Origin of the sequence: Rhizocola hellebori, from assembly GCF_016862955.1 — a bacterium.
Classification (GTDB): Bacteria; Actinomycetota; Actinomycetes; order Mycobacteriales; family Micromonosporaceae; genus Rhizocola; species Rhizocola hellebori.
The window spans coordinates 37,861-63,750 of record NZ_BONY01000024.1 but is presented as its reverse complement, the minus strand read 5'-3'; the positions used below and the strand labels follow the sequence as shown (position 1 = coordinate 63,750).

General features: G+C 67.9%; 22 protein-coding genes and 1 pseudogene. 5 read left to right on the top strand and 18 right to left on the bottom strand.

Features of this window, described 5'->3' with window-relative positions; genetic code table 11:
* The first annotated feature begins 72 nt into the window (after positions 1–72).
* Positions 73–1,950, top strand: a complete 1,878-nt coding sequence (locus Rhe02_RS20765) for a glycoside hydrolase family 15 protein (RefSeq protein ID WP_203909949.1) — start codon at positions 73–75, stop codon at positions 1,948–1,950.
* Entirely contained in the window at positions 1,943–3,346 is a 1,404-nt protein-coding gene (locus tag Rhe02_RS20760) for an MFS transporter (protein WP_239123946.1), read from the top strand. The genes Rhe02_RS20765 and Rhe02_RS20760 overlap by 8 nt, the downstream gene beginning before the upstream one ends.
* Before the next feature lie 14 nt (positions 3,347–3,360).
* Here Rhe02_RS20760 and Rhe02_RS20755 read toward each other — a convergent pair whose 3' ends face one another.
* From Rhe02_RS20755 to Rhe02_RS20730, 7 genes and pseudogenes are all read right to left on the bottom strand, one after another.
* On the bottom strand, positions 3,361–4,395 hold the full coding sequence (locus Rhe02_RS20755; RefSeq protein ID WP_203909948.1) for a YeiH family protein: 1,035 nt from the start codon (positions 4,393–4,395) through the stop codon (positions 3,361–3,363).
* A gap of 16 nt (positions 4,396–4,411) precedes the next feature.
* Entirely contained in the window at positions 4,412–5,971 is a 1,560-nt protein-coding gene (locus Rhe02_RS20750; RefSeq protein WP_203909947.1) for a long-chain-fatty-acid--CoA ligase, read from the bottom strand.
* Between the two features lie 49 nt (positions 5,972–6,020).
* Positions 6,021–6,554: pseudogene (locus Rhe02_RS49910) on the bottom strand (RBBP9/YdeN family alpha/beta hydrolase); the annotation flags it as partial.
* A gap of 8 nt (positions 6,555–6,562) precedes the next feature.
* Positions 6,563–7,882 carry an MFS transporter gene (locus tag Rhe02_RS20745; protein WP_203909946.1) on the bottom strand — a complete coding sequence of 440 codons (1,320 nt, stop codon included), beginning with the start codon at positions 7,880–7,882 and terminating at the stop codon, positions 6,563–6,565.
* Positions 7,883–7,947: 65 nt separating this feature from the next.
* The gene (locus Rhe02_RS20740) at positions 7,948–9,000 is read right to left on the bottom strand and encodes a beta-keto acid cleavage family enzyme (RefSeq protein WP_203909945.1); all 1,053 of its coding nucleotides are present in this window, start codon (positions 8,998–9,000) and stop codon (positions 7,948–7,950) included.
* Between the two features lie 15 nt (positions 9,001–9,015).
* Positions 9,016–9,912 (bottom strand): TauD/TfdA dioxygenase family protein, encoded by an 897-nt coding sequence (locus Rhe02_RS20735; RefSeq protein WP_203909944.1) that lies wholly within the window; start codon positions 9,910–9,912, stop codon positions 9,016–9,018.
* Between the two features lie 16 nt (positions 9,913–9,928).
* Complete coding sequence (locus Rhe02_RS20730) at positions 9,929–10,984, bottom strand: quinone oxidoreductase family protein (RefSeq protein ID WP_275412630.1); 1,056 nt, start codon at positions 10,982–10,984, stop codon at positions 9,929–9,931.
* A 53-nt stretch (positions 10,985–11,037) separates the two neighbouring features.
* Here Rhe02_RS20730 and Rhe02_RS20725 point away from each other — a divergent pair, with 53 nt between their 5' ends.
* On the top strand, positions 11,038–12,051 hold the full coding sequence (locus tag Rhe02_RS20725; protein ID WP_203909942.1) for an AraC family transcriptional regulator: 1,014 nt from the start codon (positions 11,038–11,040) through the stop codon (positions 12,049–12,051).
* 6 nt (positions 12,052–12,057) lie between these two features.
* On the opposite strand, the gene Rhe02_RS20720 is transcribed toward Rhe02_RS20725, so the two are convergent.
* The gene (locus Rhe02_RS20720; RefSeq protein WP_203909941.1) at positions 12,058–13,248 is read right to left on the bottom strand and encodes a serine hydrolase domain-containing protein; all 1,191 of its coding nucleotides are present in this window, start codon (positions 13,246–13,248) and stop codon (positions 12,058–12,060) included.
* Between the two features lie 51 nt (positions 13,249–13,299).
* Entirely contained in the window at positions 13,300–14,451 is a 1,152-nt protein-coding gene (locus tag Rhe02_RS20715) for an endonuclease (RefSeq protein WP_203909940.1), read from the bottom strand.
* Between the two features lie 193 nt (positions 14,452–14,644).
* On the opposite strand from Rhe02_RS20715, the gene Rhe02_RS20710 reads away from it, so the two are divergent.
* Positions 14,645–15,319 (top strand): hypothetical protein, encoded by a 675-nt coding sequence (locus Rhe02_RS20710; protein WP_203909939.1) that lies wholly within the window; start codon positions 14,645–14,647, stop codon positions 15,317–15,319.
* An 8-nt stretch (positions 15,320–15,327) separates the two neighbouring features.
* Here Rhe02_RS20710 and Rhe02_RS20705 read toward each other — a convergent pair whose 3' ends face one another.
* The gene (locus Rhe02_RS20705; RefSeq protein WP_203909938.1) at positions 15,328–16,224 is read right to left on the bottom strand and encodes an RNA polymerase sigma-70 factor; all 897 of its coding nucleotides are present in this window, start codon (positions 16,222–16,224) and stop codon (positions 15,328–15,330) included.
* A 147-nt stretch (positions 16,225–16,371) separates the two neighbouring features.
* On the opposite strand from Rhe02_RS20705, the gene Rhe02_RS20700 reads away from it, so the two are divergent.
* Positions 16,372–16,758 carry a DoxX family protein gene (locus Rhe02_RS20700; RefSeq protein ID WP_203909937.1) on the top strand — a complete coding sequence of 129 codons (387 nt, stop codon included), beginning with the start codon at positions 16,372–16,374 and terminating at the stop codon, positions 16,756–16,758.
* A 16-nt stretch (positions 16,759–16,774) separates the two neighbouring features.
* Here Rhe02_RS20700 and Rhe02_RS20695 read toward each other — a convergent pair whose 3' ends face one another.
* The 8 genes from Rhe02_RS20695 to Rhe02_RS20660 all read right to left on the bottom strand — a co-directional run bounded on the left by Rhe02_RS20695 (position 16,775) and on the right by Rhe02_RS20660 (position 25,760).
* Complete coding sequence (locus tag Rhe02_RS20695) at positions 16,775–17,518, bottom strand: dienelactone hydrolase family protein (RefSeq protein ID WP_203909936.1); 744 nt, start codon at positions 17,516–17,518, stop codon at positions 16,775–16,777.
* A 147-nt stretch (positions 17,519–17,665) separates the two neighbouring features.
* On the bottom strand, positions 17,666–17,926 hold the full coding sequence (locus Rhe02_RS20690) for a hypothetical protein (protein ID WP_203909935.1): 261 nt from the start codon (positions 17,924–17,926) through the stop codon (positions 17,666–17,668).
* 126 nt (positions 17,927–18,052) lie between these two features.
* The gene (locus tag Rhe02_RS51165; RefSeq protein WP_505973677.1) at positions 18,053–18,385 is read right to left on the bottom strand and encodes a hypothetical protein; all 333 of its coding nucleotides are present in this window, start codon (positions 18,383–18,385) and stop codon (positions 18,053–18,055) included.
* Between the two features lie 17 nt (positions 18,386–18,402).
* The gene (locus tag Rhe02_RS20680; RefSeq protein WP_203909934.1) at positions 18,403–19,350 is read right to left on the bottom strand and encodes an extracellular solute-binding protein; all 948 of its coding nucleotides are present in this window, start codon (positions 19,348–19,350) and stop codon (positions 18,403–18,405) included.
* Between the two features lies 1 nt (position 19,351).
* Positions 19,352–21,226, bottom strand: a complete 1,875-nt coding sequence (locus Rhe02_RS20675; RefSeq protein ID WP_203909933.1) for a vWA domain-containing protein — start codon at positions 21,224–21,226, stop codon at positions 19,352–19,354.
* Positions 21,227–21,360: 134 nt separating this feature from the next.
* Positions 21,361–22,578 carry a S1 family peptidase gene (locus Rhe02_RS20670; protein WP_203909932.1) on the bottom strand — a complete coding sequence of 406 codons (1,218 nt, stop codon included), beginning with the start codon at positions 22,576–22,578 and terminating at the stop codon, positions 21,361–21,363.
* A gap of 155 nt (positions 22,579–22,733) precedes the next feature.
* On the bottom strand, positions 22,734–23,642 hold the full coding sequence (locus Rhe02_RS20665; protein ID WP_203909931.1) for a dienelactone hydrolase family protein: 909 nt from the start codon (positions 23,640–23,642) through the stop codon (positions 22,734–22,736).
* 87 nt (positions 23,643–23,729) lie between these two features.
* Positions 23,730–25,760 carry a HelD family protein gene (locus Rhe02_RS20660; RefSeq protein ID WP_203909930.1) on the bottom strand — a complete coding sequence of 677 codons (2,031 nt, stop codon included), beginning with the start codon at positions 25,758–25,760 and terminating at the stop codon, positions 23,730–23,732.
* Positions 25,761–25,890 lie beyond the last annotated feature (130 nt).

Sequence of the window (25,890 nt, the reverse complement as noted above, 5' to 3'; positions counted from 1 at the left end):
CGCGCATTCCGATCCCACGCGGCCCCGCGCGGAGGAATGCTGTGGAGGCGACTGCGGCGGCGGGGGGCCCACATGACTACATATCCGGCGATCGAGGACCATGGCCTGATCGGCGATCTGCAGACGGCAGCGCTGGTCGCCACGGACGGCACCGTGGACTGGTTCTGCGCGCCCAGGTTCGACTCCCCCAGTATTTTCGCCTCGCTCGTCGACCAGGAGAGCGGCGGTCATTTCCGGATCACCCCGGACGGGGTCGAGTTCGTGACCAAGCAGTTATATCTACCCGGTACCCCAATCCTGATCACCCGATTCATGAGCCAGGACGGCGTGGGCGAGGTCGTCGACTTCATGCCCGTGGCCGGGGATCAGGCCACCGACCGGCATCGACTGGTCCGCATGGTTCGGGTGGTCCGCGGCCACATGCGCTTCCGGATGGAGTGCGAGCCGCGGTTCAACTACGGCCGCGACCGGGCCGAGATCGACGTCACCGACGCCGGTGCCACCTTCCGAAGCCCCACCATGACGATGAATCTCAACGCGTCCCGCCGGGAACACCGCCTCGTTCGCGAGGAAGACATCCAGCGCACCGAACACGGAGTCCGCGCCTACGCCGACCTGAGCACCGGCGACATTGGCGGCATGGTGCTGGAGACCTCACCCGATGGCCCGGCGACGCTGGTCCCGGCGGAGGAAATCCTCGCGCTGTTCAACCAGACCCGCGACTTCTGGCGCAACTGGATCGGGCGTTCCCGCTACCGCGGAAGGTGGCGGGAAATGGTGGAACGCGCGGCCATGACGCTCAAGCTGATGACCTATGCCCCGAGCGGCGCCCTGGTCGCCGCGCCCACCGCCGGCCTGCCCGAGCAGATCGGCGGCGAGCGCAACTGGGACTACCGGTTCACCTGGATCAGGGACGCCTCGTTCTCCGTTTACGCCTTGCTGGGTCTGGGTTTCACCGACGAGGCGCAGGCCTTCATGAAGTGGCTCAACGATCGCGTGCACGAGGCGGCCGAGCGCAACGTCCCGCTTCAGATCATGTATCGCATCGACGGCTCCCCGGAGCTGGAGGAGCAAACCCTCGACCATTTCGAGGGATACCGCGGCTCCCGCCCGGTGCGCATCGGCAACGGCGCTGCGGGCCAGCTGCAGCTCGACATCTACGGTGAGGCGCTGGATTCGGTTCACCTGGCCGACACCCACGGACTGGGCATGTCGCACGACGCCTGGTCCGGCATCTGCACTCTCATGGACTGGCTGTGCGAGCACTGGGACGAGCCGGATGACGGCATCTGGGAGACCCGCGGCGGACGGCAGCATTTCGTCTACGGCCGCCTCATGTCGTGGGTCGCTTTCGACCGGGCCATCCGCATCGCGCGGGGCCGTGGCCGCCCCGCGGACATGCAAAAGTGGACCGCCGCAAGGGATGCCATCTACCAGCAGATCATGGAGCGCGGCTACCACCCCAAGCGGCAGGCTTTCGTCCAGCATTACGACACCGATGTCCTGGACGCTTCGCTGCTTTACATGCCGCTGGTCGGTTTCATCGCCCCGACCGACCCGATGTGGCAGTCCACGCTGCGGGCCATGGATGCCGAGCTGGTCTCCGACAGTCTGGTGTACCGCTACGACCCGGTCGCTTCCCCGGATGGTCTGCTTGGCTCAGAAGGAACATTTACCATCTGCTCATTCTGGTACGTCGATGCGCTGGCCCGGTCCGGAAGGCTGGAGGATGCCCGGCTCACGTTCGAGAAGATGCTGACCTACAGCAATCACCTAGGCCTGTACTCCGAGGAGATCGCCCCCACCGGCGAGCAGATAGGCAACTTCCCCCAGGCCTTCAGCCACCTTTCGCTCATCAGCGCGGCGCTGAATCTCGACTATCAGCTCGACCACGGGCCGGGCCGAGTCGGCCCGGTGCTCGAAGACCTCTCAGCGGTGCGCGGTGGCTGACCCCGCCGGGCTGCGCAGAGTGCTTGCCCCGCTTGCCCTCGCGCAGTTCATCTGCAGCTTCGCCGGCTCCAACATGAACGTCATGATCAATGACATCAGCCAGGATCTGAACACGACGGTTCAGGGCGTTCAGATCGCCATCACGCTGTTCCTCTTGGTCATGGCGGCCTTGATGATCCCGGGCGGCAAGCTGACCGACCGCTACGGCCGCAAGCGCTGTTTCCAGGCCGGCCTGGCGCTTTACGGAGTCGGCGCGCTCATGAGCGCCATCGCGCCCGGACTCGGCATTCTCATCCTGGGCAACTCGATCCTCGAGGGCGTCGGCACCGCCCTGCTGATTCCGCCGGTCTACATCCTCACCACGCTTCTGTTCCAAGGAGTCACGTCGCGGGCTCGCGCCTTCGGCGTGATCAGTGCCCTGGGTGGAATTGGCGCTGCCGCCGGCCCGCTGGTCGGTGGGCTTATCACCTCGGCCATCAGCTGGCGGGCCGCGTTTGTGTTTCAGGCACTGGTCATCGTCGTCATCCTGTGGCTGAGCCGTCACGTCGAGGACCCGTTGCCGGCGGACCCGACCCGCCCGTTCGACACCGGCGGCGCGGTGCTCTCCGCGGTGGGCCTCGTTCTGCTCGTCACCGGAATCCTGGCCGCCGACAACAACCTCTGGCTGATGCTCGGCCTGATCGCGGCGGGCGCGATCGTGCTGGCGCTGTTCTTCCGATCCATCCGGGCCAAGGAGCGGGCCGGCAAAGAGGCGCTGCTCTCCACGAAACTGTTCCACAACCGCACCAGCAATCTCGGTCTGGTCACGCAGAACACCCAATGGCTTGTGCTGATGGGGGTTTCCTTCGTGGTGTCGGCCTATCTGCAGGTCGTTCGCGGCTACGACGCCATCGAGACCGGCATCATCTTCACCGCCACCACGGCCGGTCTCCTGCTCTCTTCACTGGCCGCCGGACGCCTGGCGAAACGCCGATCGCAGCGCAGCCTCATCATGGTGGGCTTCATCATCGTGATCGCCGGTGTCGCCGCGCTGCTCGCCATGGTCATCGGCTCCCCGAGCGCCTGGGCCTTCACTCCCGGGCTGCTGCTCATCGGGCTGGGCCTGGGCCTGATGCTCACACCGTCGGTGAACATCGTGCAGTCCAGCTTCAGCGAGGATCAGCAGGGCGAAATCTCGGGGCTGTCGCGAAGCATCTCCAACCTCGGCTCCTCGCTGGGCACGGCTATCGCCGGCACCATCATCGTCGCCGGAATCACCGCCACCCCCGAACGCTCCTACGGTCTGGCGATGATAGTTCTGGCGGTGGCGAGCATCATCGGGCTACTGGCCGCGGCCCGGCTACCGAAGAAGTTCGAGGCAAACCAAGCCCCAGCAAGCGCCGCAGCCCGAAGCTAACCCACAACCGCGGGCTAGGTCAGGAAGAGCAGGACTCCGGCGAGCGCTGTCGCGGTGATGAAAAGTGTTGACACGGCTGCGAGAACCAGCAGCGAGCCGCTCTTTTTGAACAGGGAAGCCAGGTGCACGCTGGCGCCCATCCCGAACAGGGCCGCACCGAGGGCCGCCACCTGTGCCTGGCCGACCCAGCCCAGCGCCCAGGCCGGAATGACGCCGGTGCTGCGAAGCGCGGCGCAGCCGAGGAACCCGAGCACGAACAGCGGGATCAGCGGCGGCCGGGCGGCGGTCGCGGTGGCGGTGCGCGAGGTGACCCTGCGGATGATGCTCACCGAGGCGACGGCTGGCGCCAGCAACAGCACCCGGGTCAGTTTGACGACGATCGCGGTGGCGACGACGGCCGCGCCGGCCGGGCTGGCCGCGGCGACCACCTGACCCACCTCGTGCACGCTGGCCCCGCTCCAGACTCCGAACTGCAGGCCGGTCAAGCCCAGGGGACCGCGCAGCAACGGAAAGGCCACCAGCGCAACGGTTCCGAAGAGGGTGATCATCGCGATGGCCGCGGTGACATCCTCGTCGTCGGCGCCTGCGGTCTCCTCCATGGCGGCGATGGCCGACGCGCCGCAGATGGCCACCCCGGTACCCAGAAGGAGGCTTCTTGCTGCCCCCAAACGCATCCGGCGGCCCAGCCACACCGTGGACACCAGCGTGCCCACGAGGGTGCACGCCACGATGGCGATGACCGGTGCGCCGAGCGCGGCGATGGCCGCCAGCGACACCGAGAACCCGAGCAACGTCACGCCCACCCGGAGCAGCTTCTTGGTCAGGAAGCCGAGCGCAGCCTTGCTGCGGCCGGGAAGCAGGTTGAGGTTGGCAGCCAGCACGCCGAGCCCGACCGCGAAGGTGAGCACGCCGACCGCCGGCACCAGACGGTGACCGAGCATCGCCCCGCCGAGCCCGGCCGCGGCCGCCAACACCGCCGCCACCTTGGTGTGCGGGCGGGGGTGGCGCGCGGCCGGGACAGCGATGGTGACCGGGGAGGTAGTCACCATCGATTGCACCGCTTGGTCATCGGCCAGCCAGCTCGCGCTTGAGAATCTTGCCGGTCGCGGTCATCGGAAGCGCCGCAACGAATTCCACCTCACGCGGATATTTGTAGGCGGCCATGTTCTGCTGGCACCAAGAGATAATCTCGGCCTCGGTGACCTCGGTGCCCTCGTTGCGGATGACGAACGCCTTGATTTCTTCGCCGAGGCTCTCGTGCGGCACGCCGATGACCGCGGCCAGCGAGATCCCCGGGTGAGTGACGAGGAATTCTTCGATTTCTCTTGGGTACACGTTGAAGCCGCCCCGGATGATCATGTCCTTGGCTCGGTCGACGATGTAGTAGAAGCCGTCCTCGTCGCGGCGGGCCAGATCGCCGGTGCGGAACCAGCCGTCGCGCATCACCTCAGCGGTCGCCTCGGGCCGGTTGAAGTAGCCCTTCATGATGTTGTGGCCGCGGATGGCGATCTCGCCGACCTCGTCGGTGCCGTCAATGGTCTTCCACTCGGGGTCGACCAGCTTGACCTCCACGCCCCAGATCGGCACCCCAATCGAGCCCGGCCGTGGATCGCGCTCGGGATCGCTGAAGGTCGCCACCGGCGAGGTCTCCGACAACCCGTACCCCTCAAGGATTTGCACTCCGAAGGCCGCCTTGAACCGCTTCATGATCTCCACCGGGAGCGATGCGCCGCCCGAGACGGCCACCCGAAGGTTGCGGGCGATCTCAGCCACGTCAGCGCCTTCGGCGAGCGCGCCGAGCAGGCCCCAGTACATCGTCGGCACCCCGGCAAAGAAGGTGATCTTCTCGGTGAGCAGCAGCTCGACTGCCTGCTGCGCATTGAACCGCGGCAGCAGCACCAGCGTGGAGCCCACCGCGAAACCGGCGTTCATCTGCACTGTCGACCCAAACGAGTGGAACAGCGGCAGCGTGATCAGGTGACGGTCATGCTGGGCCGGCAGCGAGCCGAACAAACGGTTACAGGTCAACGCGTTGAACACCAGGTTGGCGTGGGAAAGCTCGGCGCCCTTGGGCTGCCCGGTGGTCCCGCTCGTGTAGAGGATGACGGCGGTGTCGGTCTCCTCGGTCAGCGCGGCATCGGCCGTCGCGGGCTGGCCCGCCAGCGCTTGGCCGAGTGTCTGTGCGCCATCGATCGGGGAAGCCGCTTGCGGATCGGCCGTGATGAGGAAGAAATTCGCACAGTTCGCGGCGAGCTGGGCAGCGGCAAAGCCCTCGGTGCCCATCGGCAGATCTGGCGTTCCCTCAAAGCAGAAGTAGGCCTTCGCTTCGGCATCATTCAGGTGGTACGCGATCTCGCGCCCCTTGAGCAACACGTTGAGCGGCACGACAATCGCCCCGGCCTTGAGGATCCCGTAGTACACCACGGGGAAGTAGGGCAGGTTCGGGCACGACAGCGCCACCCGGTCACCGGGGCGGATGCCCCGGCTGGTCAGGAGATTCGCCACCTGGCTCGCGGCCGCGTCGACCTGGGCGTAGGTGAGCCGGGTTGAGCCGAGCACGACTGCGTCGCGGCCGGGATAGCGCCGTGCGCTGTCCTGAAGAAGCGTGGCCAGGTTCAAACTCATCGGATGCCTCCAGGGTGCTGAGCTCTTCGATAAACAGGTCGGCTTGCGGCCACTCGCCGTAGCCGGAAGCGGGATTGAGGTGGCCTACCGCGCCGAGGTGGTGCCAACGGCTGCCCCAAGCGTCGGCCAGCGCCCTGACCCGTTGCGGGTCGCCCAGCGCGTCGTTGCCGCTGGCCGCCACGACGCTGCGAAAGGGCAGCCGCTGCCGGGGGATGGGCAGCCAGCCGTGTCTGGCCAAGGTTTCCAGCGACGGGTATTCGGTGGGAAGCGGTGAATCCAGGTCGGGCGGGGTGGCCAGCAACGCGCCCAGCACCTGCCGCGCCGAGCCCGGATGGCGGGCCGCCCAGTGGACCGTGGTGAGCGCGCCCGCGCTGTGCGCCACGATGATCACCGGCCCTCCGACGGCCTCGACCGTCTCCTCCAAGGCTGCCACACGGTCGGCCAGGCTGGGGTCGTTGCGGCCCAACGGCTGCACCGCGAGCACATCCGGCCGCCTTGCGGCGAGCTGGGTCTGCCAGTGGTCGTCGACGCGCCCGCGCAGTCCGGGCACGGTGATGATCACCGCGCCCGGACCGGCGCTCATTTCAGGTCTCACAGGTTGTTGCTCGCCTCGGCAACTTCGAGCCGCTTGAGGCTGGACGGGTAGACGCTGCGCCCGATCAGCAGCGCGATGATGGCGCCCACCGCTACCAGCGGCACATATTTCATCGCCGTCTCCAGCCCGAGCCGGTCGGCGAGGATGCCCGTCACGATCGGGCCGGCCGCCAGGCCGAGCAGGTTGTTGAAGAAGGTGAGCGTGCCGAAAGCTGTGGCGCGGATGGACTCGTGAGTCAGGCGAGCCACCATGGCACCGGTGGGGCCGGTGGTGCCGGCGGCGAAGAAGCAGCCGAAAGCGAGCAGCAGCAACTGCGCCTTGCTCGGAGCGATCGCGAACCCGGTCCCCAGGAACACCAGCGACAGGGTCGAGAAGAAGATCGCGGTGGTCCACTTGCTGATCGGCCGCTTACGGCTGACCCGGTCGGTGATCATGCCGCAGATCACCATTCCTGCGCCCATCACAAGAATGAGCAACGCGGCCACCCCGGCGGCGCGAGCCGGCACCATCCCGTGCGCCCGGTTGAGGTAGCTCGGCAGCCAGGCGAACAGAGAGCCTGCGATGAACAGCTGCAAACCACCACCGATGTAGGCGAGCACCACCGCAGGCGTGGAGAACAGCGTCGCCAGGCCGGCGCGCTTGCGCCCGGCACCGAGCCGCGGGCCTTCGCCCACACCATCGCTGATCCTGTATTTCTCGAGCTTGCTCTCCCTGACCACCACCCAGTAGAGGACAGCGAGAATGAGGCCGAAGATGCCCATGGCGGCGAAGGCCCAGCGCCAGCCGAAGTGGGCCGCGAAAACCCCACCGAGCGCGACACCGAGCACGGAGCCGAAGGAGCCACCAGCCATGAACGCACCGGTCAGCGAGGCACGCCGGTGCGCGGCGAAAACGGCGAGCACCACGGCGAGGCCGACGCTGCCGTAGGCCGCCTCGCCGACACCGATGAGGAAGCGGGCGATGAAGAGCTGGCCGTAGTTGGCCGCCATCGCCGAACCAACGGTCGCCAGGCTCCACACCACCGCCATCAGCACGACGGCCCGTGCCCGGCCGAAACGGTCACCCAGCAACGAAAGCGGCACGGCGAGGATGCCGACGGTCAGCGCCACGATGCTGGTGAGGCTGCCCAGCTGGGTGTCGGTCAGCGCCCATTCGGTCTTGAGGAAGGGGAAAACCGCCGAAAGAACCTGCCGCGACATGTAGTCCGACAGCAGGAGCCCGAAGGTGAGCGTGAAGACGACCCAGGGAAAGAGTCGAGAGGAGCGAGGAGCCGGCGACTGTTCGGTCGCGGGGCGCTCGCCAGCGGTCAGGGTCATTGTGCTCCAATGGTAAGTCGTAGTGGGTAAGGCGTGGGGTGCGGTTGCGACGCACCCCACACACGTCAGGCGTGGAAGGTGAAACCGACCTGGCCCGGCTTGCGATTCGGCGCGTAGCCGAGCTTCGCGAGCGTCTCGTCGGCGCTGTCGTAGTACTCGCCGATCCGGTAGATGTCGCGGGCTTCCTTACCGTCCGCGATCTTGCGGCCGAGCACCTCGGCGATCTTCACCAGCTGCTCGATCTGCCCCACCGACGTCAGCTTCTCGCCCTTGCCGCCCCAGAGGTTGTCCTCGTTGCCGCAGCGGGTGTGCAGACCCATCGCGATGGCCATCGTGTTGATCGGCAGCACGCTGCGCATCAACGTCTCCAGCGTGAGAATCGCTCCATCCGGTACCCGCCGGATGAACTCCATCATGTTGTAGGGATTGGGTCCGTCGAAGCCGCCGCCGATCGCCACCCAGGTGACGTTGAGCGGCCCCGCGTAGACGCCCCGGCGGATCAGCCTTTCCACCGTCTCCAGCTGCGCCACGTTGGCCAGCTGGAAATGCGGCTGGATTCCGTTGGCGCGCAACCGCTTGAGGTGCTCCTGCACCCAGGCCGGGTCGGCCGGGACATACATGTTGCGGTAGGCCTCATAGATTTCGGGCCGCTGGATCGAGGTACCGGCGATGTCATCGGAGGTCATCAGCTCGACGATGTTCATCTGGTTGGTGTTGATGGCGATGGTGACCTGGTCCGGTTTCGGGTCCAGCTCGGCGAGCATGTGCCGGGTGTCGTCGCTGAGCCACTTGGCGTCGGCACCCTCGCCTTCGGGGGAGAAGGAGATCGAGCCGCCGATCTGAAGAATCATGTCGGGTACGGCTTCGCGCAGCCGCCCGAGCAGCTCGTTGAACTTCGACAGCCGCTTGGAACCCTTGCCATCCAGCTCGCGCACGTGGATGTGCAGCACGGTGGCGCCGGCGTTGTAGCAATCGATCGCGGCCTGGACGTGCTGGTCCATGGTGACCGGAAGGTCCTCGGGGAAGTCGGCCGGCTCCCACTCGGGCCCGTAGGGGGCCGCGGTGATGACAAGCTTGTCCTGGTTCTCCGGGAAGAGGGCATCGTCGTGGAAATGCATGGGGTCTCCTAGGCCTTAGAAGGTTTTCTCACCGATGACCCCAGCGCGCTCCATCTTGCGCACGGCGGGCCAGTAGTCCTGAACGGCGTAGTGCTGGGTGCAGCGGTTGTCCCAGATCGCGAAGCTGTTGGGGGTCCAGCGCCACCGCACCTGGTACTCGGGCACGGCCGCCTGCCGGATCAGGTAGTGCAGAAGCTCACCGCCGCCGGGCGAGTAGTCGAACCCGAACCGGACGTTGGCCGGGGTGTGGAAGTTGGTGAAGTGGGTGGTGAAAGCGTTGACAAACAACACTTTCTCGCCCGTCTCCGGATGGGTACGCACCACCGGATGCTCCGCATCGGGAAACCGTTGATGCAGCGCCAGTCTCTGCTCGATGGGCATGTTGGCGCCGAAACTCGCCTCGATGCTGTGCCGGGCCCGCAGACCTTCGATGCGTTCCTTGACGTCGCGCGGCAACCGTTGGTAGGCCTGGGCCATGTTGACCCAGATGGTGTCGCCGCCGACCGGTGGCGTCTCGACGCAGCGCAGCACGCACCCCATCGGCGGCGCCTCCCGCCACGTCGCGTCGCAGTGGTAGGCGTTTTCGTAGTGCTCGGCCGGGCTGTCGAGGTCCTTGTAGATGCGCACCAGCCCGGGGTGCTCCGGGTCGCTGCCCGCCACCGGATGGTCCTCGAGCTGACCGAACCGCTCGGCCAGCGCCACATGCTCGGCGCGGCTGATGTCCTGATCGCGCAGGAACAGCACTTTGTGTTGCAGCAGAAGCGTTTTGAGCTGTGCGAAGAGGTCGTCGTCGCGGGCGACGTCGGCCAGGTTCACGTTGCGCAGCTCGGCGCCGATGTGCACGGTCAGCGGGTGCACCTCGATCGAGCCGGGGCCTGGGCGCGGGGTGGTCACGTCAAAGGTGGCCTGCATGGCGTCTCCCTGCTGGCTAGAGGTGGAAGACCGACGAGCCGATGCTGCGACCCGCTTCCAGGTCTCGGTGGGCTTGCACGGCGTCTTCTAGCGCATAGCGCTGATTGATTTCGATCTTGATGCGGCCGGACTCGACGTGGCCGAAAAGCTCGCCCGCCAATTCCGCGCGCTCACGGGGGTCGGCGATGTAGTCGGCGAGGGCCGGCCTGGTGACGAAGACGGAGCCCTTTATCGCCAGCTGCATCGCGTCGATGGGCGGGATGGGGCCTGACGCTGTCCCGAAGCAGACCAGCAGACCGCGCCGCTTCACCGAATTCAGGGACTGCTGGAAGGTGGTCGCGCCGATACTGTCGTACACCACCGGCACCCCCGCCCCATCGGTAAGCTCGCGGACCCGGGCGGCCACATCCTCGCGCGGATAGACGATGGTGTGGGTGCAGCCGTATTGCCGGGCCACCTCCGCCTTCTCCTCGGTGGAGACGGTGCCGATCACGTTGATGCCGAGCAGCTTCGCCCACTGCGTGAAGATCAGGCCCACTCCCCCGGCCGCGGCGTGCAGCAGCACCGTGTCGCCCGGGATCAGGGTGGCGATGCGCCGCAACAGGTAGGCCGACGTCAGTCCCCGCATCGTCATGGCGGCCGCGGTCTCGAACGGGATGCCGTCCGGCAACTTGATCAGCGACGCCGCGGGCATCACCCGCTGCGTGCTGTAAGCGCCGAGCGGGCTTCCGGTGTAGGTGACCCGGTCGCCCTCCTTGAATACAGACACGCCAGGGCCGACCGCCTCGACGACACCCGCCGCCTCAACGCCCATCCCCGCCGGCAACGCTGCCGGGTAGAGGCCGCTGCGGAAGTAGGTGTCGGCGAAGTTCAATCCAACGGCCACATGCCGGAGCCTGACCTGACCCGTCCCCGGGGTGCCAACCTCCACGGACTCCCATTGCATAACTTCAGGTCCGCCCGGCCGGTGGAATCGGATTGCCTGCGCCACGAAAAACTCCTCGAATGCCCCGGGGCGGTCCGGCCCTGGCCTGCTGTAATGCAGCAACAGTAGGCGTGACGCCCGCCACATGCTTTACTAACGGGGACAGATTTCTTATCCCTACGGGACATTTGAGGGGAGAAATGCGGCCTTCGCTGCGATACGCGACGTTGAGCGGTTACCTGGAGCTGACCCAGGCGCTGGAGCTCGATCCCGGGGCACTGATGGGCACGATCGGCCTCGATCCGGCCGACCTGGCCGCGCCCGACAAGTGGGTCCCCGCGGTCAGCGTCGCCCGCCTCCTCGAGCTGTCCGCCCGTGCCAGCGGGCTGGAAGACTTCGGGCTCAGGCTCGCCGAGTTCCGCCGACTGTCCACATTGGGCCCGCTGAGCCTGGTGCTGCGCGACGAGCCGAGCCTGCGCAACGCCATCGATCTGCTGATGCGCTACGAGCACAGCTACAACGAGGCGCTGCGCATCCGCATGGCGGAGGTGAACGGGCTCGCCACCGTGCGCATGTGGCTCGAGTTCGGCGAGCCGGCGCCGTCGCGGCAGGCCGAAGAGCTCGCCGTCGCGGCGCTGCACGCCATCATCCGCGAGTTCCTCGGCCCCACCTGGCAGCCGCTATCGGTCTGCTTCTCGCACAGCGCCCCGGCCCGGATGCAGACCCACACCGCGCTGCTCGGCCCGCGGATTCAATTTGGCCACAGCTTCACCGGACTCATCATGTACGCCAAGGATCTCGACGCGCCCAACGTGCACTCCGACCCCACCGCCCGCGCACGCACCGACGAAACCCTGCGCTCGCTGGGCACGCCCAAGGGCGTCACCACCTCCGGCCGGGTCCGCGATCTGGTAGAGGTGCTGCTGCCCACCGGGCGCTGCGCGGCCGACGAGGTGGCCCGCGCCATCGGCGTCGACCGGCGAACCCTGCACCGGCACCTGGCCGACAACGGGGAGACCTTCACGTCCATTGTGGACGCCACCCGGGCCGGCCTCGCCGAGCGCTACCTCTCCAACGACCGTTACCGGCTCACCGAAATCTCCGAGCTGCTCGGGTTCGCCGCACCCAGCGCCTTCTCCCGCTGGTTTCGCCACCGCTTCGGTGACAGCCCCAGCCAATGGCGCACCCGCCGCGCCTATCTGCCCGGCGCCTGATATCGGTCAGGCCGAGTAGCCGTTGTCGGTGGTGAGCAGGTCGGCGATCCGGGTGGCGATGTCCTGGGCGGTGTTCACCCCAGTGGTGGTGGGGCCGCGGGTGGTGGCGACGGCAATGGCGATGTCCTTGCCGGGCAAGTAGGTCTGGACGGCCGAGTAGCCGGCGAACGAAGGCCGCTGCAGGATCCAGCCGTCCTGGACGATGACGCCGAGCCCGAAGTGGTGCTCTTCGGTCTGGGCGATGCAGATCGTGTCGGGGCAGGTTTCGGTTGGCCCGCCCAGACCCACGGTGCCCGGGTTCAGTTGCTCGCGCAGCGAGTCCGCCGAAATGAGGCTGCCGGTGCCGACGGCCCGCGCGGAGACCGCCAGATCGCAGATGTTCGAAGTGAGGATCGCGCCGGCGGCCGTGGTCCACGACGGGTTCCAGTAGGTCGAGTCCTCGAACGGGCCACGTTCGGTGTCGTAGCTGTGCAGCACCGGATCCGGGATGACCGCGCTGTCCTGCGCCGTGGTGGCGGTGAGGCCAAGCGGGTTCACAACGTTCTGGCGCATGAGCTTTTTCAGTGGGGTACCGGTGATGAGTTCGAGAATCTGGCCAAGGATGACGAAGTTGGCGTGGGAGTAGCTCCAGTTCGTGCCCGGCTCGTACCACGGATCGCGGGCCAGGGCGAGGTCGATCAGCTCCTGCTCGGTCCAGTGCTGGAACGGGTTGGCGTAAAGCCGGTCGACGAACGGCTGGTAGCTCTCGTAATCGGGGTACCCGGAAGTGCTGGAGCCCAACATACGAAGGGTGACCCTGTCCGCCGCCGGAAGCGACGGAAGCCAGCGCGCGATCGGGTCGTCCAGCGTCACCGTTCCCCTGTCGACCAGTTGCAGCAGAAGGATATTCAGATAGGCGATGCCGACCGATCCGACACGGAAACGCATGTCCGCGGTGGCGGGGATGCCGGTCATCGACTCGCCGACGGCGGCGGTCACGACCTCGTGCCCACGCACGGTCACCCGGACGATGGCAGCGCTCAGGTCCAGCTCCTGCGCTGCCGCTTCGGTGATGCCGACGATTTGCGCCGCCGTGCCGTGCGGTCGCGCGGTCGCGTCACATCCGGCGGTCCGAGGGCCGGCTTGCGCCGGGGCGGCCCAGCTGGTGGTGGCCGCCAGCGCGGCGATCGTCATTACCGGCAACACGGTGCGTCTCATTTGTCCACTTTAGGGCAAACGAGACGCACCGTGTTGATCCGCTGATTCGTGTTAGCCCCAGATCGACGCCGCCCACTCGGGGTGGTCGATGAAGGGGTTGCGGTTGTGCTGCCAGGCCGCGTAGATCCGGTCGTTGCGACGCCGCTCGAACGAGTCGGGCGGATCCTGTTGGTGCCACTGCATCAGGACGGAAAGCCTGCCCATCCGCGGCGCGGACCCGTTGCCCACCACGTTGTTGAGCTCGAGGTTGGGCCAGGCGTCGTCGCCCTCGTACCGGATCGCCATGTACATGATCATCCGGGCCACATCGCCCTTCACCGCCGAGCGCGGCTCGAACGAGTCGCTGTCGGTCAGGCAGCCCGGCGCCTCGCTGACCGGCGATCCGCCGATGTCGAAATCCTTGTTGCCACGCGCGGAATTCACCGTGACGTCCTCCGGCCGCAGGTGATGGACGTCGGTGCCGGGCCCGGTGGCGGTGCCGAAATCGCCGTGCGACTTGGCCCAGACGTGTTCTCTGTTCCAGTCGTTGACGCCGCCGCCGTTCGTCGCCTTGCTCTGCGACCGTCCGGAGTAGAGCAGGATGACATTGTTGGAATTGTTGGGGTCCTGATCGGTGTCCTTCAACGCGTTCCACACCTGGTCGTAGGAGATGGCGGTCTGCACCCTAATGATGTTGTGCAGCGCTGTCCGCAAAGCGGTGCCGGTCTTACCGGCCGCGCCCGCGTAGTAAGCCTCGATAGGCCCGGTCGGAGTGGGCGCCGGACTGGTGGGCGGCGTGGTGCCGGCCAAACTCATCGACGTCGGAGACTTCAGCCCGGAATGGGGAGTGAAGTAGGGCGTCAGCTGCCCGGCCACGACGAGCCTGCGCCCCATCAGCGAGGGGTTGGTCTGCAGGCCGAACGAGGCCCGGAACCCGGCGGTGATTTGCACATACAGCATCCGCGCGGTGCTTGTCTCGCTCGCCGAGTCGGCCAGCGCCAGCGCGGTGTCGCCGGTGAAACCCGACCGCAGCACGGTGGTATCCGCGATCGGTTGCCCGACCACGTATCCGATGACGGAAGCGGATCGGCCGTCCTGGGTGGCGATGGCCTGGCTAACCGACAGGTCCACCGCCGCAGCCGGGATAGAGGTCGCCACGACCGTGATGCCCGCGGCGGTCAGAGTCAGGGTCAGGGCGAGGGCGAGTTTTCCGGTTCTCCACATGGTCGGTACCCCATCCGCCGGCGATGCATCCAAAGTTGTTCATATCGTAGGGGCTGGTCATCGCCCGCTCCCAAAGGTGGAATCCACCGTTTTCGTGGCGCAGGCTGGCTCCGGCCGACGCGTCGAACCGCGGGCACGCTCGGGACGTGAATGTCATTGACCCTGTAGACACACGGGCAATGATGGGAGTGCGATGATCAAGACGGGTCTTGTACCTTTCGTGGCCGCCTCGATGTTGGCGCTGGGGTTCCCGGTGGCCGGCACTGCCGCGCCCGGCGCGGTGGCCGCCGCGCCCGCGCTGGCGGCGGTCGCCGTCAGCCAGGGCACTGTCGTGGGTGGAACGCCGGTGACCGGCACGGTGACGCTCACCTCGGCAGCCCCGGCCGGCGGGCTGGCCGTTCCCTTGACGAGCGACAACACGATGGCGGCTACCGTGCCGTCGAGCGTCACGGTGGCCGCCGGAGCGGTCTCGGCAAGCTTCCCGGTGACCACGTTCGTGGTGCCCAACCCGCAGTCGGCGCTCATCATCGGCGTGGCCGGTGGAGTGACCAAGTACGCCATCGTCACCGTCACGACCGGGTCGCAGGCCAACCGGGGCAGCATTTCGCTGGCGCGCGGCGGCACCGGCGGGGGCAGGGTCACCTCCCAGCCGCCCGGAGTCGACTGTGTCTTCACGGCGACCACCACCACGGGCGCGTGCAACAACGTCTTCTTCCCGGCCGGAACCCAGGTTCGGCTCGAGGCACGTCCCGCGCCGGGCTCAAGCTTCCAGGGCTGGGAATTCGAGACGTCCTGCCGGGACGCTCCGAAAGTCACCATCGCCGCGGGTGTGGCCCACATCTGCCGGCCGGGTTTCCGGCAGCGCTGACCGGAAGCTCAGCGGGTCAACGCGTTCTGGCGCTCCACACGCGACAGTTTCTCCGGGTTGCGCACCACGTAGACCCCGGCGATGCGGCCATCCTCCACGTGCACCGCCATGACGCTCTCGAGCTCACCGTCGAGCCGCATGATGAGCGCCGGGCAGCCGTTGACCTGCACCCGTTCCAGCGTCATCGCGGGACCGACCACGGCCAGCCCGGCGGCCAGCAGGCGAACAGCCCTGGCCGCGCCGACAACGGGCCGTGGCATGGCCTGTTTGATTCCGCCGCCGTCGCTCAGCACGACGACGTTCGGCGCCAGGATGTCGAGCAGGCCCTGTAGGTCGCCCGTCGCGGCCGCCCGGGCGAAGGCCTCCACCGCGGTGCGGGTCTGCGCCTGGGAAACGACCTCACGCGGGCGGCGGGCGGCGACATGTGCCCGCGCTCGGTGGGCGATCTGCCGGACCGCGGCAGGGGTCTTGCCGACGGCTTCGGCGATCTCGCCGTACTCCAGAGCGAATACCTCGCGTAGCACGAACACCGCCCGCTCGGTCGGCGCAAGCGTCTCCAGCACCAGCAGCATCGCGATCGACAAGCTGTCGGCCAGCTCGACGTCCTGCGCCACATCGGGTGTGGTCAGCAGCGGCTCGGGCAGCCACTGGCCGACGTAGGACTCCCTGCGCCGGCTGAGCGTGCGCAGCCGGTTAAGCGCCTGGCGGGTCGTGATCCGGACCAGGTAGGCGCGCCGGTCCAGCACGTCGCCGAGCGGGACCTTCGCCCACAGCAGCCAGGTTTCCTGAAGGACGTCCTCGGCGTCGGCGGCCGAGCCGAGCATCTCGTAGGCGACGGTGAAGAGCAGGTTGCGGTGGGCCACAAAGGCCTCGGTGGCAGGGTCCAGGCCGCCGTCGATGGCCATGCGGGACTCCTCCTCTGCTCGCTGTCGAGTGTCTCACCACAAGACACCGGGCCCCGCCGTTTTGTGACACCGGTAACCGGCTGTCACAAGCAGCGGGTCACCGGTGTCCTGTGTGCGAACAGCTCGCCCTTACGGAGGGAAACCCTCATGAACGTCGCCCTGTGGATAGTCGCCGGACTGCTCGCCATCGCCTACGTGGCCGGCGGCGGTTTCAAGCTGATCCTGCCGAAGGAGAAGATCGTCGGGTTCGGCCCCAGCGCGAGATGGGCCGAAGACTTCAGCGCGGGCAGCGTCAAAGCCATTGGTGCCGTGGAGGTGCTGGGCGGCCTGGGCCTGATCCTGCCCGCCGCGCTTGGCATCGCGCCGGTTCTGGTACCGCTGGCCGCCCTGGGGTTGGTGGTGGTCATGATCGGGGCCGCCATCACCCGCATCCGGCGTCGCGAGTTCGGATATCTGATGGCGGACCTGGTCTACCTCGCCCTGGCCGGTTTCGTGGCGTGGGGCCGCTTCGGACCAGAGTCCTTCACCGGCTGAACCGGCACCCCAACGATCAGGTCAGGTGCCGGGCGAAGAACCGCAGCGTGCTGTCCAGCTCGAAAGCTGGAATCTCCGCATGCTTGCCCGGATTGGCGTGCAGTGTCTTCTCGGTCGAGGCGAGGATGTCGAACAGCGCCAGGCTCGCCGCGCGCGGCACCAGCTCATCGTCCCACTGCACCAGGAACTCCACCGGAATCTTGACCTGTGCGGCGGCCTGCGCCGAGGTCTCCGCCCCGTTCAAACCCAGCACCGCGGCGCGGATGCGGGGTTCGGCGGCGAGGAAGGGAACGCCGAGCCCGCAGCCCATCGACATCCCCCAGTAGCCGACCGGGCCGGGGCCGATGTGCGGAAGTGCCTGCAGCGCATCCAAGGCCGCTGCCCATTCCACCACGGTCTGGGTGGACAGCAGGGCGTGGAATTCGGCGACCACCGCAGTCACGTTGCCTCCGGTCTGGGCGCGGCTACGCAGCTCGCCGATGATCCGGTGGTGTTCCTCGGTCTTGGGCCGGTCGCCATGGCCGGGCACGTCGAGGGCGGCCACCGCGTAGCCGCATTCGGCGGCGAAGCGCTGGGCACGGGCCACGATGCCCGGTGCTTTCTTGTGCTGCCCGCCGCCGTGTCCCATCAGGATCAGAGCGCGGGCTCCTTCGGCGCCGGCCGGCGTCCACAGCACGCCGGGGACCTCGCCGAAGGCGCCGTCGAGGGTGAACAGCTGTTCAGTGACGTCGCCGGACGACGTCTGAGAGGTGAAACGCATGGGTGTCAAGCCTTTCGGGATGCCTGCTGCGGGGCACTCCCTAGGCGGTGCGAGGGAGGCGGCCCCGATCTGTCAAAGCGTTGATCGGTCTCACCTCCTCAGCTCGCAATTGCTCTTGGCGACACCCGAACGTACCACAACCCGGGCCTAGTACACGTACAGGAACCAGTAGTAGGCGTTGTCGGGCTGGTAGTACTGGTAGACGCAGCTGTATGAGTGGAACGCTCCACCTTGGACAAGGCTGTTGCCGAAGTACTGGCAGGCCCATTGCGAGTAGTACATCCCGAACTGGTAGTTGACCGACACCCCGCCGCTGGGCGCCACCGCCGCCTGTGCCGGGGATCCGGCCCCCATCACCAACCCCAGGGCAATGCTTGCGATGACCGCGGCCGCACGTACTCGACGCATCACAACTCCTTCACCTGTTTGATCCTTCCAAGCAGCGAACTATAGCAATGGATCGATGAATGGAGATACGACTTCCGGTCGAGCACGTCAGCAATGGACCTGTCGAATCATGGACAGCGCGGCGCCCTAGTGCCTGATGCCCCGCAAGGCGTCGGCCAGTTCTTCGGTGAAGCCCGGTGGCGGCTCACCTCCGTTGTCGAGGGCCTGCCGCACCCCGCGCGCGAAAACCTCGCTGAAGGTGGCGTAGTGGGCGGTATCCGGCCGCCGGCTCGCGGCGTTGATCGCGATCAGCAGCTGACCGGCATAGGGGTGGCTCTTGAGCACATCGGCATCCCTGTACACGCCCGCCCGGGTCGCGGGCAGGCCACCGCGCTCAAACAGGATCTGCTGGCTCAGCTCACCGGTGAGGAAGTCGATCAGCGCCTGCGCCGCCCGCGGCTGGTCGCTGTTGGCCGCGATCGCCAGGTTCTGTCCACCTAGGACACTCGGCCCCGGGATGGGGCCACGCTGAAGCTAAAGGTGACCCGCTCCTTGAGCCAGTTGTGCCACACCGGCCAGTTGCGCATGAACGCGATCTGCCCGGCGGCGAACGCCTCCGCGGTGTTTCTCTCATCGAACCCACGCGACTCGGGCAGGATGATTTGCGGTTTGCCGAGGCGAAGCCCGGCGGCGAGCCACTTCAACCCGTCTCGTGCCTGCGGGGAGTCGATGACCACGTTGCCGTTGCCGTCCACCACCTGACCGCCCGCGGCCCAGATCGCCTCCAGCGCATTGACCGTCAGGCCTTCATATTCCTTGAGCTGACCGGCGTACCCGGCAGACAAAGAGGCACCCGAGTCCAAAACCTTGCCGATCGCGGCGCCCAAGGCGGGCAGGCTGTTGAGGGTAGCTGCCGGACCGGTCAGATCGTCGCGATAGTAAAGAAGCCCGGCGTCGGTGTTGAACGGCAGCGCCCACAGCTTTCCCGAGCTGTCCTCACAGGTGCGCAGCGGGTTGCGCAGGAAGCTGCCGCGATCGGTGACCAGGTGATCGTCGAGCCGGCGGATGTATTTGAACCTGCGGAACTCCTCCATCAGGATCACGTCCAGGTTGTAGATGTCGACCCGGACGCCGTCGCCCTGCGCCCGCTTGACCATCTCGGCCCGCTGCCGGTTGGTGTCGCCGTCGACGATCTCCAGCCGGGCCCGGGGCCGCCCGCCTCCCATCGCGTTCCACCGCCCGATCAGCTGGTCGCGCTGGCCGCCGGTGCTCTCGTCCTTCCCGCTCAGAATGACCAGCTCGCCCGGCTCCCAGCCGGTGCCGGCCAGCTGGGGCACCACGATCTGTATGGCCAGCACGGTCAGCGCTGTCCCGGCGGCCACCCCGGCCAGGAAACCGGTCCAGCCCCATCCACGACGCGCGGCTTGCCAGGCGGCTTTCAGCATCTCAGCTCCCTCCCCAGAGGACCTCGAACATGGCGCTCAGCCGGGCATCGAGACTGGCCACACCGACCTCGAAACAGCGGCCGTCGGTCTGCTCGGTCACCTCGATGATGATTTGCGTGGCGCAGCTGGCTTCCCCTGTGGCCACCGCGAACACCTTCACCCCGCGGCCCTTCACGGCATCGAGCAGCTGCTGGCGGCTTATCCTGCTGCCCGAGTCGTCCTCGCCATCGGTCAACACGACCAGCGCGGTGTGCCGATCCGGATCCGGCGGGGCCAGCGCGCTCACTCCGTCCACAATGGATTGATACAGAGGCGCTCTGCCCGAAGGCATTACCCCGGCCAACGCGGCCTGGACGGCTGCGCCGTCGCCGGCGAACTCGGTCAGCCGGGTCGGCCCACCCGTACCCTGGAAGCTCCACAACGCGAGCTCGTCGCCCGGCCCGATGTGCTTGAGCGCGCCCACTATCCCCTGCTTGGCCAGGTCGATCCGGGTCAGCCCGGCACCGGAGACGGGCTGGTTCATCGAACCGGAAGCGTCGAGCGCGAGCAGGATCCGGGCCGGCCGCTGGGCCTGCGCCCGCAAAGCTGCCACCGCCTCGAAAACCTCGGGTGCCGGTGGCTCACGCCCGTAGGACACCGACAGGACGCCGTAGCGATCGGAGAGGGGATCCCGTAGGTGACCGCCACCGATGGGCCGCAGCCCGGAGTTGTTGAGCGCCTCCCGCCCCGCCGTGGTGCCCAGCCATCGCACGAATTCGGCTGCCTCGCGGGCCTGATCGTCCCCGGCATCCGGCCACCTGAACCGGAGCAGAGGCATCTGCACCGGCGTCAGTTCGGCCGGGTAGAAAGCGCGCCACGACGGGTTCGGCGCAAGGGGGCGAGGACAGTCCAGACGCCCGGCGTTGTAGCGGACCATCTGCTGCTCGGTCACGATCACTGCGCTGGTGGGTTGCCCGCACAGCAGGTCGACACCGCTGGCTGGGGATTTGGGAGGCAACAGGACTTTCTCCAGCTGCCGCGCCTTGGCCCGGTCGATCAGCACGCTCCCATCGGTGTAGAGCTTGACGGTCGCCAGCTCGGCCGCCGCGGACAGCTGCGGATCGGGCCGCTGCACCGTCCAGTGCAGGGCCTCGGCCCGCTCGATCAGCGTGCTCCAGAGCAGGCTCCGGCGCAGGTCCAGCAGCCTGGGATCGACCAGCAGCGAAGGTGGAACGGCCAGCACGATCGGGGTCGACGCGATGGTCGACTCGTCGGCCGGGACGAGTGGATCGGGTGGCATCAGCGCCTGGCGGGTGGACCCGGGCAGCCACAGGTCGGGCCGGGCGCCGATGGAGCGCAGATCGTCGGGAGACCAGCCGCCTTGCAGCGCTTGGCGAACCAGGGCCGGGGTCTCCGGGTAGACCTGGATGTCCGCGCTCGGGCAGCCGTACCGGCGGCCGGCGGTATCGGCTTCGAAGGCGCTGGCGAGCTCACGAGCCGTGGTGACGTCCTCGGGCGCGGCCACCATGATCAGCTGGGTGGCGTTTGGGCACCCCTGCAGCCGCACCCGGGCGCGCTCGGTGAAGTCCGCGGCCAGCGGCACAGCGATCGCCCCCAGCGCCACCGTGCCGGCCATGGCCAGCGTCCAGACCAGACCGCGGCGCAGCAGATGCCGCCAGCGCACGGTGCGCCACCGCGACATCCACGTGTAGATCCCTTGCCAGGAGGGCGTGAACGGGATCAGGCCGACCAGCAGCGAGGCCAGGAACAGGAACACCCAGCGCAGCGGGCCCTCACTCGATTCGAAGAGCGCCTGCAGAGCACCCGAGAAGAGGACCAGCACACTGAACAGAGCGCCGGTGGCCATCCTCTGGCGGCGGTCCGGGGGTTCGGTCACCCTCACCTCCCCGGCCCGGAAATCGACGCCCACATATTACCCAGCCACCGCTACCGCACACGCCGAAGGCGTTGGCTGGAACGCGCGGAGGTGGCCGTGGCGCGGGCCACGGCCACCTCCGGGTTCTGGATGCCTCAGCCCGGCATCGGGCCGAAGCGGGTCATCAGGTTGAGCCCGTAGGCCTGCAGCACAGGCCGGATGGGCTGGAAGAAGGTGATCCGCCCGCCAGACGAGCAGCCGCGGTCACCACCGGAGACAGTTCCCTGCGCCTGGGTGCCGGCCAGGTAGGGGCCGCCGGAGTCGCCGAAGTCACCGCAGGCCGAGGTCTGGGTCAGCCCGGTGACCGGGCCTTCGACGTAGTTCACGGTGACGTTGCGGGCGGTGATGCGCCCGCAGCGGAACCCGGTCGAGATGCCGGAGTGGCAGATCGAAGCGCCGACCGCGGCCTCTTGCAGGCCGTCGACCGGGATCGCCCGGCCCGTGTAGTCGAGCACTTGCTGCAGCACGAAGCCGGTTCCCTCGAACTGGTAGCTGTCGTGCGAAACAAAGGCCATGTCGCCCGAGCCCGGGAACATCGAATTGCGGAAGGTGCCCTGCTCGGTCAGCGGCCCGTTGACAATCCGGAATGTCGCCGGGGTGTTGACCGTGCCGCAGTGCCCGGCGGTGGTCATGCCGAAGACCCCGTCCGACGCGCGCCACACCGCGAAACCGCTGCTGCACGAACCGTTGGGCAGCAGCAGGGCGCTACCGCCGTAGATGGCCCATTCCGTGGCCGGGAAGGAGTCGATGGTGGTGTGGTAGCTGGCCGTGGCCTGCTCCACCTTGACCGTGGTGCGGTCGGCGCCGCTCGCGGCGATGAAGTCCTTCACCGCGTTGTCGGCGCCGGGCCGGGCGGTGACCACGACGCTGTTCGTCGCCGGGTCCACGTACCAGCTGGTGATGTCGGACGCGGCCGGGCGCGGTGCCCGGTCGAGCGCGTTCTTGGACGCGGAAAGCCGAGCCACGCTGTGCTTGACCAGCTTCGGGGTAGCGCCGGCCGCTGCGACCCGGGCGGCCTGCTTGGCGTCGGTGATGCCGACGACCAATGTCGACGCGCTTTCGTCGAACCACGCGCCGCCGTAGCTGCTGCCCAGCGACTGCGACAGCTTCTCCTCGGTCTTGGCCGCCTTCAGTTCGACGGCGAGCCGTGCCTCGACCTGTGTCGCGTCGACGCCCAGATCACGCGTCATGGCCTGCGCATAGAGCGCCGAGACCGGGGCGCCGCCCTCGCTCGCCAAGGCGGTGGCCGGCACGGCCACAGCGCTGGCGACGAGGGCGAGCGCGACGGCCAGCCTTGTCAGGGGTGGGTGCATGAATAGCTCCGTTCATAGGGAACACCCGAGGTAGCGGGGTAGGCCAAAGCTAAGCGAGCCAACGGTTTGCGCCTTCCGCAGAACTACGCAAACGGGCTACGGAAAACCGGAACCGCCCGTCGTCGACGGGCGGTTCCGGTGGTGTGGTGGGCCGGCTAGTCGCCGTGATGATGATCGGCGGCGTCGAACCAGTTCAGCGCCCGGCGCCAGGCTTCGATCGCGGCATGCGGGTTGAAGCGGGTTCCGGTGTCGTTGAAGAAGGCGTGATCGGCCTCGGTGAAGGTGAGCAGCTCGTGCTTGAGCCGGGCCGCCTCGAGCGCGGCCTTGGCGACGGGCCGCGACGCGTTGACGCGGGCGTCAAGCCCGCCGTAGACCCCCAGCACGGCCGCGCGGGCACCCGCGAGATTGCCTCCCGTCGGGAACGGACCGTAGAAGGGCGCCGCCGCAGCCAGGCGCGACTCGCCCGCGGCCAGCAGACGCCACACCATCGCGCCGCCGAAACAGAACCCGATCGCGGCCAGCTTCTTGCCGCGGACGCGGCGCTTGAGCTCGGTCACGCTGGCCTGCATGTCCTCGTCGAAGCGTTCCGGCGGAATCTGGGCCAGCGCCGCCGCGACCTCAGCCTCGCCGGGGAACGCGCCGGTGCCGCCCTCTTCGGAGAGCAGATCCAACGCGAGGGCGGAGTAACCGCTGGCGGCCAGCCGGCCGGCGACCGTGCGGATGTGCTCGTTGAGCCCGCGGTTCTCGTGGATGACGAGCACGCCGCCGCGCGGTTTGACAGCGGGTGCCCAGGCGGCCATCAGCGGCACCCGCGGTCCGGTGAAAGTGATCGATTCCCGGGCCACCGGGGCCCAGCTCGTTTCCGTCCCGCCGTGCTCGCCATCGCGGTCGCCGGAGGCCGCGGCGGCCGGCGCCCCGGTGGCCACCGTGGCCAGCAGCCCGGTCGCGGCCGCGCCGGTCACCCCCATCAGGCCCAGGCGGCGTACCGCTTCCCGGCGCGTGATGATGCCGTCGGCGAGATCCTCCGCAACCTCCTCGGCGAGGTACTGCCGAATCTCCGTCATAGCCCCTCCCAGACAGGTTCGCTCGCGGCGCCGGTCGGCGACCGGCTGTCCGCGGTCTGCACAAGAGCATAGACCAACGTCGAACCCTCAGGACGCGAGCGCATCGGGCAGGGGCTCGGTGTGGATGACGTGCAAGCTGCTTACGGCCCTGGTCAAGGCCACGTAAAGACGCTGGATCCCGCGCGGCTCGGCGGCCACTATCCGGGCCGGCTCGGCGACCACGACCGCGTCGAACTCCAGGCCCTTGGCCAGCGTCGCGGGCACGCACACCAGCCGCGAGACCTCCAGGGCGTCTTCCGTCTCGCCGAGCAGGGCCGCCTGCAAGCCCTCGGCACATAGTCGTTTGTGGACAGACGCGATGTCGGCGTCGGGGGCGATGACCCCGATGGAACCCTCCTCGTTCAGCCTGAGCCGGCACGCCGCCACCACGGCCGCCCCGAGCTCGCGGGTCTGCGTGACCTGCAGCGACCCGTTGGCGTGGCGCACCGAGGTGGGGACGCCAAGGCCGGGAGCGATCTGGGGAAGCAGCCTCGCCGCGTAGTCCAGGATCTGCGCGGGCACCCGGAATCCCTGCTCCAGCACGGCCAGCCGCGCATCCGGCTTGCCCAGGTGCTCCAGCAGCTGCGGCCAATCATCGATCGCCCACACCGAGGTCCCCTGCGCGATGTCACCGAGCACGGTGACCGATCCGCTCACACACCGCCGCCCCAGCGCACGGCATTGCATCGGGCTGAGGTCCTGTGCCTCGTCGACGACCAGATGACCCAGCGATGGCCCGCGCTCGATCTGGTCGGCCAGCTCGTCGAGCAGCACGCTGTCCGCCGCCGACCATTGCGCCGACTTCCACGAGCGGTAGGGCTTGGCCCAGGTGAGCAGCTGTTGCTCCGCTTCGGTCAGCTCGCCTTCGGCGCACGAGGCCAGAAACGACGGTTGCGAGTAGAGCCGGAACAGCACCTGCTGCGGGATCAGCTTGGGCCACACCGATTCCAGGAACTGTTTGACCGGCTTGGATCTGGCCACGGCCTCCTGATCGCGGTCGTCGGGAACCGCGCCACGCCGCTCCATCTGCAACAGCACGAGGTGGGCCAGGCGCTGTGCCACGGCATCGCGCCCGGCGCCATAGCGCGTGTTGCCCCGCAAGGATTCGATCATCTCTTGGATTCGGCCATTTCCTACGCGGTACCGGATAGAGCCTTTGAGAAACGTGAAGTCTTCACTGGGCGGGCTGATGTGCGCCCACAATGCCCTTCGCAGCAGCGCGGCCATGCGGGCCTCGCCCTTGAGGCGGGCGGTCGGCGCCTGCTCGCCCCGCAGCGCCGAGTCGCGGCCGATCAGGTCCTCGACGGTGGTCTGAATGATGTCGACCTCGCCCAGCGCGGGCAACACATGGCGGATGTAGGTCAGGAAGGAACGGTTGGGCCCGACCACGGCGACCCCACCGTGCCGGCCCAGCCTTTCCCGCTCGGTGTAAAGCAGATAGGCCAAGCGATGCAAGCCGACCGCGGTCTTGCCTGTCCCCGGCGCGCCCTGAATACAAAGCGCCGGCTGGGTGGGCGCGCGCACCAGATCGTCCTGCTCGGGCTGGATCGTGGCGACGATGTCGCGCATCGGCCCGCTGCGGGGCCTTTCTATCTGCTCCATGACCAGTGCGCTTTGGAACCCGCCGGGCTGGCCCACCAACGGCTCGTCCTCATAGGCCGTGAGCTCCGCGGTGTCGGAGAAGCCGTAGCGGCGGCGCAACCTGACCCCCTGCGCGTCGCTGCGGGTGGCCCGGTAGAAGGCGGTGCTGATCGGCGCACGCCAATCCACGACCATCGGTTTACCGACGCTGTCGTGGACGTGGCGTCGTCCGATGTACACCCGGTCGGTCGTGTAAACCACGCCCGGCTCGAAATCGAGCCGCCCGAAGAACAGCGGCACGCCCGGCAGATCGATCAGCGCCACCGCGCGCTCGGCCCTCACCTGGAGGTAGAGGTTGTTCTGCCAGGCGTAGTTGTTGTCCTCGGAGCTGGTCAGTGGAGTCTCGGTGGCGACAACGTCCTCGTGCATCGCCAGCAGCGCGGCCCGCGCCGCGGCTAGATAGTCTCGTTCAGCCTGAATCTGGGCATCTCCGGACATGAGACAGCAAGCCTCAACTTTCGACGGGGATTGGGGCGACCAGCCTAGCCAGCCCCGACCCCCGCCCGCACCCGATTTTCCAGCCCAGCGCGGATCCTTGGCCCGGGTAGGATCCGCCCTCAGGGAGTTA